This is a genomic window from Chryseobacterium wanjuense, from assembly GCF_900111495.1.
GTDB classification, from domain to species: domain Bacteria; phylum Bacteroidota; class Bacteroidia; order Flavobacteriales; family Weeksellaceae; genus Chryseobacterium; species Chryseobacterium wanjuense.
Genome location: NZ_FOIU01000005.1, coordinates 122,982 through 142,124, shown reverse-complemented (window position 1 = coordinate 142,124; position 19,143 = coordinate 122,982). Strand labels below are relative to the sequence as shown.

The window sequence follows — 19,143 nt, the reverse complement described above, 5'->3', positions numbered from 1 at the left end:
TAATGCATTGATTATTAATTATTTATTAAAATTTTTAAAAATATTTCCAACCCGTTCAGCCTTTCCTGCATCTTTATAAATAGAAACATTTGTTCAAATTCAAATGCCCATTTTATGAGAAGCTTATATATAAAATTACTGTTGTTTTTTCCTGTTTTATCTCTGGCGCAGATCCCTACGATCGACGTTCCGGACGGTAAAGGCGGATACGAGAAAAATAATAAGGTCGTTCTTCAGAAACTTAGTATAGAAACCAAAATTACAGGCAGGATTTCCACCAATGTGGTGACGATGGTTTTTAAAAACAATTCGGGAAGATTAAGACAGGGAAGGCTTACTTTTCCGCTTCCGGAAGGCGTGAATGCAAGCGGATATGCTCTGGACATCAATGGGAAACTTCGCGATGCCGTTCCTGTGGAAAAGGAAAAAGCAAAAGAAGTGTACGAAACCATTAAAAAAAGAAACGTCGATCCTGGAGTTTTAGAAAAAGTGGAGGGAAACAATTTCCGTACAACGATTTATCCCATCAATGCTAATGGCGGCGTGAGAACGGTGCAGATCACGTATAATTATGAATTAAAAAAATCCGGGAACAATTATCAATACTTTTTACCACTCAATGTTGCTTCTGAAATCCCTGAATTTACTATAAAAACAACGGTTTTCCAAAATGCAGATGCTCCACAGCTGGAAGAAAAACCGGATGGAAGCTTTGATTTTGTAAAAAACGGAAATGTATGGGTAGCGGAAACTCATAAGACAAAATATAAACCTACCGGAAATCTGAAAATTAATTTCCCTCAAAATAATGAAAATCAAACTGTTTTGATGCAAAATGCTTCCGGTGATTCCTCCTATTTTCTGGCAAATGTAAATATTAATTCCGGCGAAAGAGCCAAAAAGCTTCCTAATAAATTGGCCATTGTCTGGGACAATTCCCTCAGTGGGATGAAACGGGAGCATACCAAAGAATGGAGCCTGCTTGAGGAATATTTTAAAATCAATAAAAACCTGACCGTCAGAATATATTTCATTAATAATACATTCGACGAAGGAAAAAGTTTTAAAATAAATGATGGAAACTGGAGCGAACTAAAAACGTATCTGTCACAGGTTACCTACGACGGAGGAACAGATTTTGGACAGCTGGAGTCTTTAAAAGATGATGAAATTTTATTTTTCACAGACGGGTTGTCGTCTTTCGGAGAGCTGAAATTGCGGTGGGAACAGCCTGTATATACGATTTCTTCGTCAAATAATGTGAATTTTAATCAGCTAAAATATATCAGCAACAAAACGGGCGGTGAATTTTTAAATATTAATGAAAACGATCCCAAAAAAGAAGTAAGAAAACTTCTGTACCAGCCACTGAAATTTTTGGGAATAGAAAGCAATGCTTCTCTTTCTGAAGTGTACCCGTCTTTAGCACAGACGATTTCTCAGGATTTTGTTTTAGCGGGTATTTTAAAAGGAAATCAAACGGCCGTTAAAGTAAAATTCGGCTACGGAAATGAAGTGACAGAAACGAGAACTGTTACTTTAAATGCTCAGGAACAGACCGTAAAAGATTGGGAAATTTCAAAATTCTGGGCACAGAAAAAGCTCAATGAACTGGAACTTTTCGAGAAGCAAAACAAAAATGAAATCAAAAATCTGAGCAGACAGTTTGGTCTGGTAAGCAACAATATGAGCCTTATGGTGCTGGAAAATGTGGAAGATTATGTTCGGTATGATATCACGCCGCCGACAGAATTGCAGACACAGTTTAATGAAATTGTTAAAAACCGTAGGGCAGAAAAAGATGAAAGGGTAGAAGATCTCATGAAAGACGCAGAAAGAATGACCGAAACCCTGAAGCAATGGTGGAAAACAGACTATGAAAATAGGCCGAAACAGTATCCGAAGCCAACTTCTCATGCATCCAGACGAGATACTTTAAGAAGCCAGAGAATAGAGGAGGTTGTAGTAACGGGAAATATTTCAGAAAGCAGAGATGAAGCTGCTGAGGTTTCAGAATCCGACAAAGCAATAGAAGAAGTGGTAATGATAGGATATGGCTCTCAACGAAGAGATGCTGTAACTTCAGCGGTAGTGGCCAGCAGGGAAAGCGTAAGTAATGAAATTGTGGAAAGAAGAGTAACACGTACCAACGCAGTTCAGGCGCTTCAAGGAAGAGTAGCGGGAGTTCAGATCGGGGTGAGGTCTGAAGATGAAAAGCTATCAGATATCATCAATTCCGGAAGGATAAATATGAAGGAAGTAAAATCCAACGCAGAATACATGAAGTTTTTTAATGATCTTAAAGACCCGGAAGCTATCTATCAGGTATATCTTAAAAATAGAAAAGAATATGAAAATCTGCCGCAGTATTACTTTGATATTTCACAGTTGCTGTTTAAAAACAATAATAAAAAATTAGGAGTAAAAATACTGAGTTCCATTGCCGATCTGGAGATTGAAGATGAAGAGCTTTACAAATTGCTGGCTTACAAGCTGAAACAGGCTGAAGTATATGATAAAGAGCTTTTTGCCACTCAAAAAGTGCTGGAATGGAGACCGTTTGATCCTCAGAGTTACAGAGATTATGCTTTGGCATTGGAAGACAACCAAGAATATCAGAGTGCTTTGGATAATCTGTATAAAGTTTTGACACAGTCTTATACAAAAGAGCTTGCCAACCGCGACGACGGAATTGAAGAGATCATCATTATGGAGATCAACCAGCTGATCAGCAACTACGGAAATAAATTAGATTTAAAAAATATCAATCCTAAAATTATTGCAGAGCTTCCCGTAAACATCAGGGTTGTCATCAACTGGAACAAAGACGATACCGACATCGATCTTTGGGTAACAGATCCTAATAAAGAGCGTTGTATGTATTCTCACAAAGAAACCGCAATCGGAGGAAGAATAAGTGACGATTTTACGCGAGGTTTCGGGCCGGAGCAGTTTTTACTGAAAAAAGCCATCAAAGGGAAATACCAAATTCAGACTAATTTCTTTGGTGAAAATCAGGTGGGAATTGCGGGGCCGACAGCGATTATGGCAGAAGTTTTTATCAATTATGCAACCGGAAAACAGGAAAGAAAAATAGTGGTTTTCCAGAATCAGAAAGATAATAAACAAAAAGGAGACGGTATTTTGATTGGCGAATTTGAATTTTAATATAATTTTTTCAAAAAATTCAGTGATTGAGGTGTACCTGCAGGTTGAGCAGATGGAACAGCATTTTTTAATCTTATAAACTGTATGATCCGGGAATTATAAATTCATTTTTATTAAAAGTCTGTACCATCGGCAAATCTGCGGGTTTTTAAAACGAAAGGGTAAAAACATAAATAAATTGAATGTGGAAATGTGAATTTCAAGTGGTCGGTATATCATGAAGGAGATTGAGTTTGGAGCGCTTGCAGAAATGTGAGCGCTTTTTTATTGCATAAAATTTTGTATCTTTTTATTCATTAATTGTAATACAAAACACAATGAGACAGTTATTTATATTTTTATTAATTTTTCTGGGGCTGCAGTTCAGTGCCCAAAAGGTTTTTTCTGTACAATATTCCAGTCAGGCAGATGTAAAGGTATTTGTAACAGAATATGAAAGCCAGGCAGACCTTAAAGTATACAAAGTCGAATACGAAAGCCAGGCCGGAAAGAACGACGGGAAATGGTTTTTCACACAATACGAAAGTCAGGCAAAGAAAAAGATCTTTTTTGTAGAATATGAAAGCCAGGCAGATCTGAAAATATTTTTCGTAAAGTATGAGAGTCAGGCAGGTTGGGCTAGAAATGACAAAAAACAACTGATGTATTAGAAAGGATAGAGCCAATAATATAATCATAAAATATTGATCTTAAAAATTATTTTTGTACGCTTTTTTCCACAAAGCTGTACCAATATTCTTACAGCTACTTTTCAAATATCAGCTGATTAAAGCAATATTTTTACATCGCAAAACACTGCAATTGTATCTTTTGTTAAATCAATTGGTTATATGAGAAAAGAAGTATTGGTTTTATGCTTATTGCTTACCGGCATCAAAACTTTCAGCCAAACCGGAATCAACACTCCGACCCCTGAAGCAGCGCTAGATATCGTTTCTGATAAAAGCGGAATTTTAATCCCCAGAATGACAGCCTCCCAGATCGAACAGGTCGCTTCACCCACAGAAGGTGAGCTTGTGTTCAGTACTACCAACACGGGAACTACCGTGAATTTAGTAGGATTCTGGTTTTACGACGGTACAGTATGGAAACCTGTTGTTGCGAATAGTTCTGCAGGAATTAATATTTACAACTCAGACGGAACACTTACCGGAAACAGAATTGTAAGCATGGACAGCCACTCCCTGAATGTGGGTCCGGATAAATTATTTATTTCAGGAGACACTACCGGAAATGTGGGTGTAATGACCGCAACACCTACTCAGAAACTCGATGTCAACGGATCGATGAGGGTTCGCTCTTTACCGCAGGGAAGTGTTTATTCCACTGCTGATGGTACTTTGACGACGGATGCTTCCTCTGTATATCATTATGGAGATATGCGTTATTCTTCTGTAACTACAGATCACGCCGGATGGTATTTGCTGGACGGAAGGGCTTTAACCTCTTTACCGGCAAATGTTCAGACAAGAGCAGCAAGCTTAGGAATTACAGGAAATCTTCCCGACGCGGCCAATAAATACATCAAGCAGGGAACTCCGGGAACAACTACGGGAGCGGCAAGTGTAGTATTGACACAAACCAATATGCCGACTTTCACATTGTCCGGAACTACTACAACTCCAACACATACCCATACTTTGGTGAGTCCGGGAGAGACCACATTAAGAGCAACGGATATTCTCCAGGATCCTGCCGGATCTGCCAATTCTTATCAATTAGCAGGTGGAGCAGCTGCCGGTTCAATAACGGCGAGCCAGAATTATACGAGTAGTGCAGACGGAGCACATTCCCACACGGTTACAATACCTTCAGGAGGAACAAATACAGCTATTCCTTTATCACCGAGCTACATACAGGTTAATTATTTTATTTATCTAGGAACTTAATAAAAATCTTATGCAAACCAGAATTATCATAAAAATCGCATCATTATTGGGTGTTTTATCAATAATGAATATAAACGCGCAAGTAGGTGTTGGTACATCTGCTCCAAAGGCTGCATTAGATGTTACCTCTACAACACAGGGTGTTTTGATTCCGAGATTGGCGGCAACTCAGGCAGAAGCGATCAGCAATCCGGAGATTGGAGAATTGGTATACGCTACAACTACTGACGGAACTGTTATTAAAAGCCAGGGTTTTTGGTATTACGACGGAACGACATGGAAACCTTTCGGTGCATCGGTTCAGCCTAATATTGATCTTTATAACGGGGACGGGACACTGACTTCCGACCGTACCATGACCATGAACGGGAATAATTTATCTTTTGATTCAAATAAACTTACCATTCTTTCAACAAATCAGAGAGTTGGTATCGGTACCAATACGCCGCAGCATACTTTGGATGTCAGCGGAAATACAAGGGTAAGAAATTTATCTGCGGGAAATGTAGTGGCTACAGCAGACGGAACATTAGCCAACGGACCTAAAGTACCTTACGGAACGGTAAAAGAATCTTTACGGCCGACAGATCACAACGGATGGTATAAACTGGACGGAAGAGCTGTAAATACCTTATCGGCAGCGGCACAAACCAACGCGGCAACATTAGGGATAAGCGGTAATTTAATTAATGCAGAAAATCTTTTGATGAAACAAGGTTCTACACTAGCTTCCGGAGGATCATCCAATGTGACACTTATCAGAGCCAATCTTCCGAACTACAGCATGACGGGATCTACTTCTACATCTACAGATCATACACACATACTTGCGGCATCCGGATTTAACTTTGCTCCGAATGCAGCTGGAAATGCTTATGTTTTAAGGTCAGGAAGAGGTACAGCGAGCGGAACGGCTACTATTACATTACCTTCTGCCGGAGCACATGCCCATAGTGGAGTAGTGAGCTCTGGAGGAAGCGGAACACCGTTCAGTATTGTGCCGGAAAGCATAACATATACTTACTTCATTTATTTGGGACAATAAACAGGAAAGCATGAAAAAAATAATAATTACTTCAGTATTTTTATTTATATATTCTTCTTTTAGTGCACAAAAAGCAGTAATAGGAATCGGAACGAGCTCACCTCAGGCTGTGCTGGATATCGTTTCAACCAAAAACGGGATATTAATTCCGAGACAGACCGCAGCACAAATCCAGGGCATTCAAAATCCTGATCAGTCTGAAATTGTATATTCATTGACCAGCGACGGGGCTACCATCAACAGAAAAGGTTTTTGGTTTTATCAGTCAGGAACCTGGAGACCCTTATTGGAAAACATTATCAACAGTAATGATATTGTATATACCATCGACGGGATACTTACTTCGGACAGATTGATGACACTGAACGGAAAATATTTTAATATGGGACCCGATCTGTTTCGTATCATAGACACGGTTTCCAGAATCGGAATCCTTACGGCCGCACCTACAGTGACTTTAGATGTAAATGGAGATGTAAGAGTTCAAGGGCTGAATACTGCAGGAAATGTAATTTCTGATGCGCAAGGTGTACTTATGCACGACGCAGAGTTTTTTGATATTGGAGATGTAAAACCTTCATATGCTACAACGGATCATGACGGATGGTATCTTCTGGACGGGCGGGCTGTCACTACACTACCTGTAGCTGCCCAAAACAATGCATCAAGTATTTTAGGAATTACGACAGTACTTCCTAATGCAGCCGGAAGATATTCTATGGGAACTGCAACAACAACTCCCGGAACTTTCACGGGAAGTAATGCCGTTACACTGACCAGAGCCAATCTTCCTTTGTTTAATTTTAATTATTCTACCAACTCTACAGGTGCGCACACGCATACGATGACGCTCGATAGAATACGGACAAATACAATAAACGGTGGCGGAAACAACGTTCATGATTATTGGTTGTCAGGAAGTTTTGTTGGCGGGGCAAACTATTCCCGTACCACTGGGTTTGGCGGTAGCAACCATACCTACTCTGTGTCTTCAGGAGGAAGTGACGCGCCGGTAGACATCAGACCGAGTGCTTTAAATGCCAATTATTTTGTGTATTTAGGACAGTAATTTTTTTAATATTAATTAATGTAAACCATTATAAATTTCAAGAAGGTCAACGAGGTTGCTGATATTAAGTTTGTTGTAGATTCTTCTTTTATAAGTCCCGACGGTAGACTCCTGAATTTCCAGGATGTTTGCAATTTCCAGGTTTCCGTTCCCTTTAGCCAGAAGCATAAAAACCTGTAATTCTCTTTCAGATAAAAGATCTTCGGGACTTTTTTTATTATTTCTTTCCATCAGCTTACTCATCAGAAAAGGTGAATAATAGATTCCGGTGCTGAAAATCGATTCTATGGCTGCTACCAGCGTTTCCGGGGTATTGAGTTTATTTAAAAAACCATTGGCGCCTTCTTCAAAATACTGTAGGGCAATTGTTTCTTTATGGGAAGAAAAAACCAGGATCAGAAGGTCTTTGGATAGGCTTTTCAGTTCTTTGATCATAGCTTTAAAAACACTTCCGGGAAGTTCAATATCTAGAATCAGGAGATCGAATTTTTCTGCAATAATTTTTTGTTTTATCTCGCTGTATGTTTCGGCAAAGTCTATAAATAATCCATCAAAGTTTTTTTCCAGAATCATGGCGGTACCTATTCTTACAACGTGGTGGTCATCTGCAATGAGTATTTTTTTATTCATATGTAATTAAAATTTTGATAGTCGTTCCCTTAGTTTTATTTTTTTGAAAGTAGATTTTAGAATTTGTTTTTTTGATCAGTTGTATGACGATGTGAAGCCCTAATCCGTAATTTTTAAAAATTAAATTTCCACACGTAGAGTCCTCAGAAAGTAGGGTATAATATTGTATTTGCTCATCGGACATTCCGCTTCCCGTATCTGTAATGTCGAGTTCTACATAAGAATCGATAATTTTTGTCCGGATCGTAATTTCTCCGTCTGATGTATGTTTTACAGCATTATCAATAATATTGTGAAAAACAGACGAAAGAATATTCCGGTTGATTTTCGTAGATATATGATGATCACAAAAATTATACATCATGGTATTTTTTTTCAGAGCGATCTGTTCAAACAACAATCTTTTTTCTTCGATAAGATCATAGATTTTATATTCTTGCTTAGAGGTATTTTCTTCTTTGTAAAGTTCTGTATATTCTTTTAAACTTAATGTGAATTTATACAGCTGTTCAGACGTTTTATGAATGCTGTCAAAATATTTTTTCTGGGTTTTGGTGTCGTCAGATTCGGCCAGTTCCTGGGAGAGCATCGCAATGAATTTCACAGGTGTCGTTATGTCATGACTGATGCTTTCAATAAGCTTTTTTTGATAATCAGATTCGGTTTTAAGGCGGTTTTGGGTGATTTCCAGTGTCGTATTTGTTTCTAAAAGCTGTATGTTTTTATCATGAAGAGATTTCGTTAAAACTCTGTTTTTCCTTAAAAATATGGATCTGAAACGGATGGCCATCAAGATGAAAATAATTCCGACAAGCAGAAAAGTTATTTTAAAGGTAAAGGTTTGATAAAAGTAAGGTCTTATTTCAATAGGAATGGTCTTGTAGATATATTTTCCTTTTTCAGAAATTAAAAATTTTACAACCAGATCATACCTTCCCGGGCTTACGGTGAGGGTGTGTTTTTTATCGTTAATGCTTATATTCTGCGAATTAAATTTCCTTTCAAGCTTCTTTTGAAGATAAATATTTTCAATATCAGTCGGCTTTTTGGATAGGTCTTTATGACTAACTCTTTTGATAGTAGAAGGAATATCACCATTATTTGTTGCGTATCTCGTTGAGGTATAATTCTTTGCATCTATACAGAAGAATAATACCAAAGAAATAAGGCAAGGTAATTTCATTATGTGGTGAAGTTATTGGCTTTGTGCAAAAATATTATTTAAATTACATTTTTGTGGATATTATTCTATAAAAATGTAGTTTTTTTTCTACATAATTATTTATGTTTCGATTTTTAATTGATTTATCTTCGTCTGGAAGAAAAATTTTAAGTTCCCACCATCATCAAAATCAGGCACAAAACTAATGACACAAGTTATTCATGAGAATCAGGGGTCTTTTTCCAAAAGTTTTGGAAGAAGGCTGTTGTTTTTCACACCATTTGAACGAAATCTGTTCAGGAAAACAGCTTTTACGCATTCACGATGAGCGTCGGAATAAAATCAATCTGAAGTAAATAAGGTAATATCTTGGAGATTTTAAAAATTTCCAGTCATATTATACTCGGTTTTAATTGTGAAAAGTCTCAGTATTGAGGCTTTTCGTTTTTTTTGATTACCTCGTCACTCCGGAATTGTACTTTTCATATAATTTAATGATCTCAGCCAGGCTTTTTACGTTCAGTTTTTCGTAAATTCTTTTTTTGAAGGTACTTACAGTAGACATTTTAATATCAAGATCGTTGGAAATTTCCAGGTTTCCGTTGCCTTCCGCCAGAAGTTTGAAAATCTGAAATTCTCTTTTGGATAGGTTAAAAAGCGGCGACACATCTTTGGAATTGTTGAGAAGATGATGAGCAACCTGCTGAGAATAATAATATCCCTGCCTGAAAATCATCGTAACGGCCTCTACCACGCTTTCGCTCTGTTGTTTGTTGAGGTATCCGTCGGCGCCTTCCATGATGTATTTTACGGCGGTTTTTTCATCGTAGGCAGAAAACATGAGGATTTTTAGGTCGGGATCGAGCCCTTTTAGTTCCTTTACCATTTCCAGATAAATGCTTCCCGGCATATCAATGTCGAGCATGAGAAGATCATAATGTTGGCTAGATATTTTTTCTTTTACATGTTCGTATGTTTCTGTAAAATCGATTTCCAGATCTTCATAGGTGGAATGCAAAAGGAGGGAAGCTCCCATTCTTACCACGTAATGATCATCGGCAATAAGTATTTTTTTCTGCATCAGCTTTGGTTTTGTATTAATATTTCTACTTTGGTTCCTTTGGGTTGATTATTTTTAAAAACTATTTTTCCTTCTATTTTTCTTAGAAGCTGAATCACGAGATGCAATCCGAGTCCATGATTCTTGAAGGATGAAGGCTTGTTTTCCAGGTTATTGATGAGGTGATTATAATATTCCATAAGTTCCGGCTTCATGCCTGTGCCGTTATCAGAAATACCGATGATGTTGCGGTCATCTTCACTTGTAGCCTCCAAAATAATTTCCCCTCCTTCGGTATTTTTTACAGCATTGTCCAATAAATTATGAATAATAGCCGCCATTATACTCTCATTAAAGTTCAATTTAATATTTTTTGAGGAATTATTAATAATGATTGTATTTTTTTGTGAAGCTATTTCTGCAAACAAACGCTTTTTTGTTTCTAAAATGTCGTAAATAAAATAGCTTTCTTCCTGATATTTCAGACTTTCGGTATTGAATAATTCGGTATAATTTTTAAGATTTAATGTAAATTTATAAAGCTCCTCGGAAGATTTATAAATGGTGTTGAAGTATTGCTTCTGCAGTTTCGGATTATCGGTCTCAGATAATTTTTGAGACATGGCAGAAAGATATTTTATCGGAGTTGTAATATCATGATTAATGGTCTGGATCAGATTTTTCTGGTATTCAGATTCGTTTTTCAGTTTATCCTGAGTGGTTTTCAGTTCGTCATTTTTCTGATGTACAATTTTCTTAAGCTGGTTGTTTTTTTCAGTAAGAATTCTTGTTCTTAAAATAATAATGAAAAGAATTAATCCTATAACGAATGTCAATATTAAAATTTTAAACCAAAGCGTCTGATAAAAAAGAGGAGGAATATTGATAAAAACTTTTTTATAGGCAAATTTTCCTTCCGGTGAGATCAAAATTCTCACATTCAAAGTGTAATCTCCGGGCGAAAGATGGCTCAGGGTGTACTCTTTGTCTTTTAACCGTTGCCATTTTGCAGGCTGGTCGTCACTCTGCAGGCTGGTTTCTATATACAGATTATCATTATTTGCATAATAAGGAACATCTATATAAATGGAAGTGATATCAAAATCGTTTTCCAGATTTAATTTGTCTTTAAAATAAATATAATTTGACCCTTTTGATTTGGCTCTTTCTATGAAAATATTTTCAGCTTTTGGATAATAGGATGGAGTTGTCAGAGGATTAAAAAAAACATAACCATCCATCGAAGGAAGTACAAAATTCCCGTTTTTTAAAACAGCTACATTCGACAGACCGCCGGTTCCGTTGAATTCATTGCTGTTGAATCCTGCTTTTTTAGTGTAACGGTAATAGAAAACGTCTGTGTTTCTGTTTTTTGCATATTCCAGAAGTTTAGATTTTAAAACTTTAAACAAACCATTATTAGTGGGAATCCAGAGAAAACCTTTTTTGTCTTCCAAAACATTGTGCGGTGAAGAGATATACCCGTTATCATCGTAAGGTATTTTGATCAATTCATTGTTTTTCAGGAAGTAAAAGCCTTCTCCGCGCGAGATGATCCAGAAGTTTCCGTCGGGGGTGGTGACGATGTTTTTTATCGTTAACGAACTGATTTGTTTTAAGGTCTTTTTCGATCTTGAAAAAATAAAAAGCCCATTGTTGCGGCCTATAAGTAAATGATCTTTGTCTAAAGCCCGTACGGTATTGATCGGGGACTGACATGGTAAAGAATATTCGGGAATTTTGAATTGATCATTGGTATAAATATTCAAAAAATAAGGCGGATTACGTTGCAGTTGCAGTGCATAAATTCCTTTTTCTTTAAATATGGCGAGTACTTCTTTGCCTACCGTAACCGAGTCTGTTTTTTTGAACCCCGAACTCTTAGTGACACGATAAATTTTATTGTTTTTGGGATAAATAATATTTCCGGATTCGTCATAAGTAATAGAAAAATTGTTGTCTTTTTCACTGAAATGATAATCATGCAGTAAAGTATTCTGGTCGAAAACCCGTCCCTGGGTATTGATAATACTATTCTCCCCGAATGGAAGCGCGGTGTAATAAATTCTGTTTTCCAAGGGAATTTCCGTTTTCGGAATGTGAAATGCAGAAATTTTAACAATACACAATCCCTGATTATAGGTTCCCAAATAAAGACTGTTGTATTCTTTGTCATAATAGATCGAAGACATCGTACCAAAGTCGATCTCACTATTTTTCAGGTGTACGAGAAGCCGCAGTTTCAAAGCTCCGTTGATATATTCACTTTTATAGATTTTCCCCTGATTGACAATGAAGACCTGATCGTTGAGCTGCTGCCAGAATATTCTGCTTTGCGGATCGTTGTAAAGCGGATCTGCAGTAAGCTGAGAAAGCTTACCGTTCTTTACGACCATAAGGTTTTTCTGCCCGGGAGATCTGAAGAAAATAGTTTCGCCGTGTAAAAACAATCTTTTATAATCTTTTACATTGAAGGCCAGAGAAATTATTTTTTCAGGCGAAGTTTTATTTTTTTTGTAAATAATAGAGCCGTCATTAAAAAAGTACATTTCATCTTTAGTTTTTATAGAAAAAGACTCTGAAAATGTGAAATTGACTGTACTGATATTTAGATAGTTCTTATCCTTGTAGTGAACATATTTTGTCAGGTTTTTAGAAACCGGCTTGGTTTGTATAGTGATATTTCTGTTTTTTATTAAAGCATATTGTTGTTCATCAATATTAGAATTTACGATGTAATCTCTGGAAATATCTCCTTTGAAATAAGTAAAATTAAGATTAGAAAGCTTCAGGTTTTTATAAGACAAAAAGCTGTAACCGTCATACCGTACAATTCCGCCTTCCGTAGCAAGCCAGATAAAACCATATTTGTCTTTTACAATATCCTTTACACTATTCTGCGGCAGACCACTTTCTGAGTTGTACCAGAAAGAAGAGTATTGTTGCCCGAAAGCTATGGAAATAAATAATAAAGTGAGTAGAAGTAGAAGTTTCCTCATTCAAAATGATGTTATTCTATGAATACAAATGTACAATGAAGATTTAACATAATTTTTAAAAATGTAGAACTTTTTCTACAAAATGTCGAAATTTCTCTACAAAGGGAATTTTGTAAAAGTTTTTATTTAAAATAAATTTACAGTTAGCTTTGTTTCAGCAAGTTATGGTTAAATTAAAAATAAACGTTTTTTTTACATAAAATAAGATGTCAACATAGAGTTTAATTAGGGAAATGAAATGTTCCCGGAGTTTAATTAATTCTTTAATTTTAGTTAGGTTATTCAAGTCTGTTCAGTGAGCAGACTTTTTTGTATTTAAAAAATTATTTGAATACCTGTAAACGAATAATAAACATTAAAAACTAAAAAGCCCTGCTCAGCAAACTGAACAGGACTTTTCATTACATCAAAAAAATTTAAGGTTCAAGATGATCCACAGGTTCATGAACAATGTCATAGAAAACTGAAGGATTAGCTGCATTTGGAGTGATTCTGTACGTAAATTTTTGGTCATTCAGTTCAAGAATTTCTACGTCGCGCTGAAACATGATGCTTCCGTCAGGATTTCTGGCGATCAGCGTTCTTGTCTTTCCGTCCGGAGAAATAGACCAGTCACCCTGATTTCTTAAAACATCATTCAATCCGTAGATAGCATACTGTCCGCCTGCCCTGAAATAGGCATATCCCACAAAACCATTGACACTGGCATCATTAAGATTCACATGATTTCCGTCTTTATCCAGAGCATCGGTAGTTTCCCAGGCTGTAGAAGCAAGAGTTCGCTGTCCGTTGGCCGGTTCGGCGTGACTCACCCTCTCATGGATGATGTCGTAATATACGGAAGGATCGCTGGCATTGGTATGAATTCTATAAGTGAAAACATTTTTATTCAGCTCAAGAATATCCACGTTGCGTGTGAAGATGGTCGTTCCGTCTGGACGCAGCGCTGTGATCGTTCTTTTCTTTCCTGCAGGATCTACAGACCAGGTTCCGATTGATCTCAAAACGTCATTCAGACCGTAGATTGCAAAATTTCCATCGCCATTAAAGTAAGCAAAACCCACAAAACCTGCTACATTGGGATCATTCAGGGCGACGCTCTTGCCGTTTTTGTCTTTCGCGCCGGTGGTTGCCCATGGAGTGGAAGCCAGAATTTGTGAAGGAGTCAGCTGTTCTTCTACAATCGTATTGTTGTCATCGGAACAGGAAATGGCAGTCGTGGCAAGGGTAAACGCTGTCAGGAGATAACAGAATTTTTTTAATACATTCATATTTCAATATTTTTTAAACATTGCAAACATATTTGTTCTCAAGATCAAAAAATTGTACGAAATATCTCTTTTGTTGTAAAAAATATAACTATTCCGAAAAATAATGATAAAATAGAAATATTATAATGTAAAAGGCCTCCCATAAAAGAAGGCCTAGTAATAAAAAAAATAATCAATTTAAATATAAAGAATAAATTGAATATATCTGGCTATTCATTCATCCAAATCAGCATTTTTTTTACTTTATACTGAATAGTAATGTTTTGAATACAATTTTTTGAGTCTTTATTTAACCTTAAAGCCGTTATTTTGATCTTTTTACCCATCAGATTTTGACAAAACTGATCGAAGGGCATAAGTTTTTTATCATTAATCACAACAGGAACCTCAAAATTTCCGCACAAGTAGTCCTTAAAATCGTCTTTAGTTTTCGCTTGCGCTGCCACCTGATTCAGCAAGAGCTGAAATTGTTCATTGGATATTTCGGGTGCTTTTTTCTCTGCGATGGCAGAATCTTTTTTTGATTTGGTTTTTGGCGCCACCGGAATGTACTGAAGCATATCAACCAGCGGATCTTTCTGCGCTTCTCCTCTTGGCAACGAAAATGCGGCATGAGGTCTTTCAAATTCGTAAGATTTTATATCGATCTTTTGCTTGGCATTAATGGTTTTGGGTGCTACATAAATGGTTTTAACAGCAGTATGCTCAAGATCCCCGTTTACAATTAAGGTGATCTTTTTTTCACCAACCGTTTTGAAGCGGTAGCTCGGATTTTTATCCAGAGCATCAGTATTGGAAGTCTCTCCAAAGCTCCATTCCCAGGAAACACCGCCTTCTTTTTCAGCATCAAACTGCACTGTTTCTCCTACGGTAACCACATTTGGTGAAATAATAAAAGGCAGATACCCCGTTTGCTGACTGATACTTGTAATTGTCAGCTTTTTTTCATGGACGCAGTTTCCGTTAATGGTCAGTTTTACAATATAATCACCGGGTTTTTTATATTGATGTAAAGTAATTTGTCTTTTATCAACAGCCGTACTGTCTCCGAAATCCCATTCCCAGCTGCTGGCTCCCTTGGTATTGTCCTGAAACTCGACTACATGATTGACAACATAGTCGTCTGCATGTACGAGAAACTTCGCATCATCACAGTCAACATGTCTGGTAAATTGGTACAAAAGAAGAAGCACACTGGCTGAAAGCAAGATACCAAAGCATATATAGACCCGATAATCTACATTCTGAAATAATGTGCGATTACTTTTTTTCATCAACTATTTGTGTTTACATGCAAATATATTCAGGATTTTTTACATGACCAAAAAAAAGAGTTTTAAAAAATGTTAAATATTTAATGATTTATTCAAAAATTAATATATTTGCCAAAACACAAATTATAATAATGAGATTAATAAAAATAATTTACATATTTATTGCGTATTCTGTATTTTATTCATGTACAGGTAAGAAATACATTAAAGAAATTCCATATAAATATTCTTTAAGTGAATATCTTAAAGATAAAGGTCAGGAAAAGAAGAATTTAGACTCTGTTTATTCTACGATTGACGACAATTCCGAAGGTTTAAGCGATGATGTTTTAAAGATTAAAGAAAAATATTCTATAATCTTAGGGGTTATGCCTAAAGAAATTAAGGATTACAAGCTGTATTCTTATATCGATGAATGGCTTGGAACTCCCTATAAGAAGCAAACGCTGGAAAAAAATGTGGGTGTGGACGGCTCCTATTTTGTTCAGGCTTTGTATAGTGATGTTTTCGATAAAACACTTTCTAAAACTCCGGACGGGATTTTCAGATCCAAAGAAATCCAGCTTTTTACGGGAAGAACTTTTTTGCAGGAAGGCGATATCTTATTTTTCAGATATGATAAAACACATCCTATTTCAGATGTCGGGATTTATCTTCGCAACGACAGGATTGTAGCCTGCACTTCAAAAGGCCTGAACATCTATAATTTTAATGATGAATATTTTCAGCTGAGATATATCGCAGCAGGACGTTTAAAGTAAAAAGACATGGAAAAATTAGAATATATCGCCAGTCAGATTGATGCTTTAAAGTATGATATTAAAGCTGAAGTTATCATTAATGATTTGCTTAAAAATCACAAGATTGATGAAAATCAGTATGTGACTCAACATGAAGGGCAATTCTCCAGAGCCTACCGTTTTGATATTCTTGAAAGTGAAATTCTGGATCATGAATATAACGATCAGCAAACCCTGCAGCTCAATCTTTCCCGGGACAGTTTTTATGATATGCTTCCGGAAAACCTGACCCATGATACCAAGAATGACGCTCTTAATAAGGATGTAGACGTCATGATCAAAGAATATCAGGTGCAGAAAAAGCAGCAGAAAGCGGCGCGCAGTTTTTTTCAGCCTTTTGAAAATGAATTGTTCAGCTATGGAGTGGAGGTGGAACATTTTGAAGACAGTTTTTTATTTGAATTAAACAGTCATCTCGTTCCGCAGATGTTTTATGATTTTTGGGGAATCGATAGGGATTTTCCTGCGCTTTTGGTTTCTAAATTTATACGATTGCTGCCTTTCTCTTACAGAATTGTAGGTGATATTGAGCAGACGTGCAATATTCTTTCGCTTTTATTGGAAGAAGATGTACATATTTCGTACAAAGGGCATCATAAATATTCGGATGAAGAGCAGAATACCGAGTTGGGAATGAGCAGACTGGGGCTGGATCTTATTGCCGGAACTACCTATGATGATTATTCCAATCATCTGGATATCAGTATCGGGCCATTGAAAAATTCGTCGTTTACAGACTATATCCATGAAGGGAAGAAAAAAAAGTTTGTTGAAATGTTTTATGATCATTTTTTCCCGATAGAAGTGGAGATAAAAACCATTATTCTCTTACCCAAAGAAAAGCAGGATTTTGAATTTGATATTTCTGAAAGCCCTGTTTTAGGCTATAATACAAGAATTTAAAAAACACAAATACACAGCACAAATGAGATTTAAAAAATATTTTATAAACCTTCTGGATCCGAAGCTTCTGGTGATGATTTTTATTGTTCTCGCGCTTTGCGTGATCCTTACGATGCTTTTTAGTCAGAAAGCTCCTGATTTTAAGAAAAAATATAAAAGCAAATTTTATACATACGTTTTCGCTTTTGCCTTTGTCTATGCCATAGCTGCCCTGCTTGGGTACAACAGGCTTTTCTCGGATGATAATTTGTATGAATTTATTTTTTACCAGATCAGCTCATTGGTTTTGGGAATTGTTCATTGCAGTTTGTACAGAAGCGTTTTCAATAAGTTTGATTCCAAAAAAATTGGAACGGAATATCTTTTTGCTTTAGTTTCTGTGATGTATGCCGTCATTCCGTTTTCTTTGATTTACAGTTTTTTAAATGGGCCGGACCTGGTGTATCTGATGTTGGGACACTTCATGATTTTCTTTATTCCGACATTTTTGAATGATACTTTCAATAGGGCAATGCAGATTCCACCCAAAATTTATAAAACATGGCAATTTCCGGAGAATTACCGTGAATTGGCTGGCGTGGATGATGAAGAAATGAGGGATCTTGTGGTTTTTACATTTTTGATGGATAAGGATAAAGATGCTTCAAAATACAGCATATACAGAGCAAAAGGTCCTACGAGAATAGATTTCGGACGATTATTTTACAGTTTTATCATGGATTACAATGAGCGGCATACCGAAAATCAGATCCAGACGGAGGATGAAAACGGACTGTTCAGCTGGGTATTTTTCTTACAGCCAAAATGGTATGAAAGCACCAAATATATCGATCCCGATCTCACCCTTTATATGAACGGAATCGAAGAAAACAGTGTGATCTTCTGTATGAGGACAACGGAGGTGATGCAAGGATCTAAAAAAATTACAGATAGAGCTCCGGATTTTGAATTCAATCAGGAAACGGAAAAAAAGCGAAATAATAAAACTGAGGAAGAACCCGGAATGATAAGTCAGGAGTAAAAAAGTTTTTTAAGATGAATGAAACTTTTAATGAAAGAATAAGTCGGAATACTATTTTGGAAAAGAAACCTTTCCGAAAAGAATATGAGGTGATGCAAACTATTTATGAAAATGGTGAAGATAAAACGCGCCTCAGCTTTGTAGCTGAAGTGGAACGGTTTGATGCTTTCAGATATTCCATAAACAGGAAAAATATGTTGATCAATGGTCAATCCCCGGATTTTCTGGTTGAAGAAATTTCAGTGAAAACAGGAAATATGTTTTTTCCGCTGAAGCTGGAAACGCTGGAGAACGGTAATTTAAAACAGATCACTAATCAAGATGAGATACGTACCCGATGGCATTTTATTAAAAATGAATTTCTACAATATTATAGTGGAAAAGGAGCACAGGAAATTATTAAAACTATAGAAAATGAATTAGCATCAAAAAACAGAATACAAAACAGAATTCTGAACAGCTTTTTTTATCGTCTTTATTTTTTGCCTTTTAAAGATTATATCAAAGAAAAAAACACGGATTTTGATTTGTACCTGCCGGTTTTTCCCTTTAAAAACAAAGTGAAATTCGGCGTTACAATGAAAGAATTTAAACTTTCGGAAAACGGAAAATGGATGATGCAGATTTCAGGAGAATGTACGGATTCACGAAGTTTTATTCAAATGATAAATAACAGAAAAACTACAGCATCTGATGAGCAAAAATGCTCGGGAAAAGCAGAACTGGTGTATCAATTTAATAAAGAAGACGGCTCTGTTTTTTCAATCAATGCAGACGTAGTTTTAATCAGTGATGATGAAAAAAATGAAAGACAAATAATTTTTGAACTCAACCCAGCAAACACAAAATAAG

At 36.4% G+C, this 19,143-nt stretch carries 15 protein-coding genes; 9 read left to right on the top strand and 6 right to left on the bottom strand.

Annotated elements, in window-relative coordinates; genetic code table 11:
- The first annotated feature begins 114 nt into the window (after positions 1–114).
- From BMX24_RS20050 to BMX24_RS20030, 5 genes are all read left to right on the top strand, one after another.
- Positions 115–3,168, top strand: a complete 3,054-nt coding sequence (locus BMX24_RS20050; RefSeq protein ID WP_228404941.1) for a VIT domain-containing protein — start codon at positions 115–117, stop codon at positions 3,166–3,168.
- A 317-nt stretch (positions 3,169–3,485) separates the two neighbouring features.
- Positions 3,486–3,818 (top strand): 7(1) septoil knot domain-containing protein, encoded by a 333-nt coding sequence (locus BMX24_RS20045; protein ID WP_089796042.1) that lies wholly within the window; start codon positions 3,486–3,488, stop codon positions 3,816–3,818.
- Positions 3,819–3,998: 180 nt separating this feature from the next.
- Positions 3,999–5,057: a hypothetical protein gene (locus BMX24_RS20040; RefSeq protein WP_089796040.1), complete on the top strand. Its 1,059-nt coding sequence runs from the start codon at positions 3,999–4,001 to the stop codon at positions 5,055–5,057.
- Between the two features lie 10 nt (positions 5,058–5,067).
- Positions 5,068–6,102, top strand: coding sequence for a hypothetical protein (locus BMX24_RS20035; RefSeq protein ID WP_089796038.1), 1,035 nt, complete (start codon positions 5,068–5,070; stop codon positions 6,100–6,102).
- 10 nt (positions 6,103–6,112) lie between these two features.
- Entirely contained in the window at positions 6,113–7,171 is a 1,059-nt protein-coding gene (locus BMX24_RS20030) for a hypothetical protein (RefSeq protein WP_089796036.1), read from the top strand.
- A 15-nt stretch (positions 7,172–7,186) separates the two neighbouring features.
- Here BMX24_RS20030 and BMX24_RS20025 read toward each other — a convergent pair whose 3' ends face one another.
- The 6 genes from BMX24_RS20025 to BMX24_RS20000 form a co-directional block, all read right to left on the bottom strand.
- Entirely contained in the window at positions 7,187–7,801 is a 615-nt protein-coding gene (locus BMX24_RS20025; RefSeq protein WP_089796034.1) for a response regulator transcription factor, read from the bottom strand.
- Complete coding sequence (locus BMX24_RS20020; RefSeq protein ID WP_089796032.1) at positions 7,794–8,984, bottom strand: sensor histidine kinase; 1,191 nt, start codon at positions 8,982–8,984, stop codon at positions 7,794–7,796. The genes BMX24_RS20025 and BMX24_RS20020 overlap by 8 nt, the downstream gene beginning before the upstream one ends.
- 433 nt (positions 8,985–9,417) lie before the next feature.
- The gene (locus BMX24_RS20015; RefSeq protein ID WP_089796030.1) at positions 9,418–10,044 is read right to left on the bottom strand and encodes a response regulator; all 627 of its coding nucleotides are present in this window, start codon (positions 10,042–10,044) and stop codon (positions 9,418–9,420) included.
- Positions 10,044–13,022, bottom strand: coding sequence for a sensor histidine kinase (locus BMX24_RS20010; protein WP_089796028.1), 2,979 nt, complete (start codon positions 13,020–13,022; stop codon positions 10,044–10,046). Before BMX24_RS20010 ends, BMX24_RS20015 begins: the two co-directional genes overlap by 1 nt.
- Before the next feature lie 416 nt (positions 13,023–13,438).
- Positions 13,439–14,293 (bottom strand): DUF4822 domain-containing protein, encoded by an 855-nt coding sequence (locus BMX24_RS21275; RefSeq protein ID WP_170835761.1) that lies wholly within the window; start codon positions 14,291–14,293, stop codon positions 13,439–13,441.
- 209 nt (positions 14,294–14,502) lie between these two features.
- Positions 14,503–15,567, bottom strand: a complete 1,065-nt coding sequence (locus BMX24_RS20000) for a PKD domain-containing protein (RefSeq protein WP_089796026.1) — start codon at positions 15,565–15,567, stop codon at positions 14,503–14,505.
- Between the two features lie 131 nt (positions 15,568–15,698).
- On the opposite strand from BMX24_RS20000, the gene BMX24_RS19995 reads away from it, so the two are divergent.
- Genes BMX24_RS19995 through BMX24_RS19980 form a run of 4 tightly spaced genes read left to right on the top strand, consistent with a single transcriptional unit; the run spans position 15,699 to position 19,142 of the window.
- Positions 15,699–16,328 (top strand): C40 family peptidase, encoded by a 630-nt coding sequence (locus tag BMX24_RS19995; RefSeq protein WP_089796024.1) that lies wholly within the window; start codon positions 15,699–15,701, stop codon positions 16,326–16,328.
- A gap of 6 nt (positions 16,329–16,334) precedes the next feature.
- On the top strand, positions 16,335–17,270 hold the full coding sequence (locus BMX24_RS19990; protein ID WP_089796022.1) for a type VI secretion system baseplate subunit TssG: 936 nt from the start codon (positions 16,335–16,337) through the stop codon (positions 17,268–17,270).
- 22 nt (positions 17,271–17,292) lie between these two features.
- Positions 17,293–18,291, top strand: coding sequence for a TssN family type VI secretion system protein (locus BMX24_RS19985; RefSeq protein WP_089796020.1), 999 nt, complete (start codon positions 17,293–17,295; stop codon positions 18,289–18,291).
- Positions 18,292–18,305: 14 nt separating this feature from the next.
- On the top strand, positions 18,306–19,142 hold the full coding sequence (locus BMX24_RS19980; protein ID WP_089796018.1) for a hypothetical protein: 837 nt from the start codon (positions 18,306–18,308) through the stop codon (positions 19,140–19,142).
- Position 19,143 lies beyond the last annotated feature (1 nt).

Excerpts from the sequence above, each read along its gene's own strand:
- BMX24_RS20050 (WP_228404941.1), top strand. The coding sequence starts at position 115 with ATGAGAAGCTTATATATAAAATTACTGTTGTTTTTTCCTGTTTTATCT.
- BMX24_RS20045 (WP_089796042.1), top strand. The coding sequence starts at position 3,486 with ATGAGACAGTTATTTATATTTTTATTAATTTTTCTGGGGCTGCAGTTC.
- BMX24_RS20040 (WP_089796040.1), top strand. The coding sequence starts at position 3,999 with ATGAGAAAAGAAGTATTGGTTTTATGCTTATTGCTTACCGGCATCAAA.
- BMX24_RS20035 (WP_089796038.1), top strand. The coding sequence starts at position 5,068 with ATGCAAACCAGAATTATCATAAAAATCGCATCATTATTGGGTGTTTTA.
- BMX24_RS20030 (WP_089796036.1), top strand. The coding sequence starts at position 6,113 with ATGAAAAAAATAATAATTACTTCAGTATTTTTATTTATATATTCTTCT.
- BMX24_RS20025 (WP_089796034.1), bottom strand. The coding sequence starts at position 7,801 with ATGAATAAAAAAATACTCATTGCAGATGACCACCACGTTGTAAGAATA.
- BMX24_RS20020 (WP_089796032.1), bottom strand. The coding sequence starts at position 8,984 with ATGAAATTACCTTGCCTTATTTCTTTGGTATTATTCTTCTGTATAGAT.
- BMX24_RS20015 (WP_089796030.1), bottom strand. The coding sequence starts at position 10,044 with ATGCAGAAAAAAATACTTATTGCCGATGATCATTACGTGGTAAGAATG.
- BMX24_RS20010 (WP_089796028.1), bottom strand. The coding sequence starts at position 13,022 with ATGAGGAAACTTCTACTTCTACTCACTTTATTATTTATTTCCATAGCT.
- BMX24_RS21275 (WP_170835761.1), bottom strand. The coding sequence starts at position 14,293 with ATGAATGTATTAAAAAAATTCTGTTATCTCCTGACAGCGTTTACCCTT.
- BMX24_RS20000 (WP_089796026.1), bottom strand. The coding sequence starts at position 15,567 with ATGAAAAAAAGTAATCGCACATTATTTCAGAATGTAGATTATCGGGTC.
- BMX24_RS19995 (WP_089796024.1), top strand. The coding sequence starts at position 15,699 with ATGAGATTAATAAAAATAATTTACATATTTATTGCGTATTCTGTATTT.
- BMX24_RS19990 (WP_089796022.1), top strand. The coding sequence starts at position 16,335 with ATGGAAAAATTAGAATATATCGCCAGTCAGATTGATGCTTTAAAGTAT.
- BMX24_RS19985 (WP_089796020.1), top strand. The coding sequence starts at position 17,293 with ATGAGATTTAAAAAATATTTTATAAACCTTCTGGATCCGAAGCTTCTG.
- BMX24_RS19980 (WP_089796018.1), top strand. The coding sequence starts at position 18,306 with ATGAATGAAACTTTTAATGAAAGAATAAGTCGGAATACTATTTTGGAA.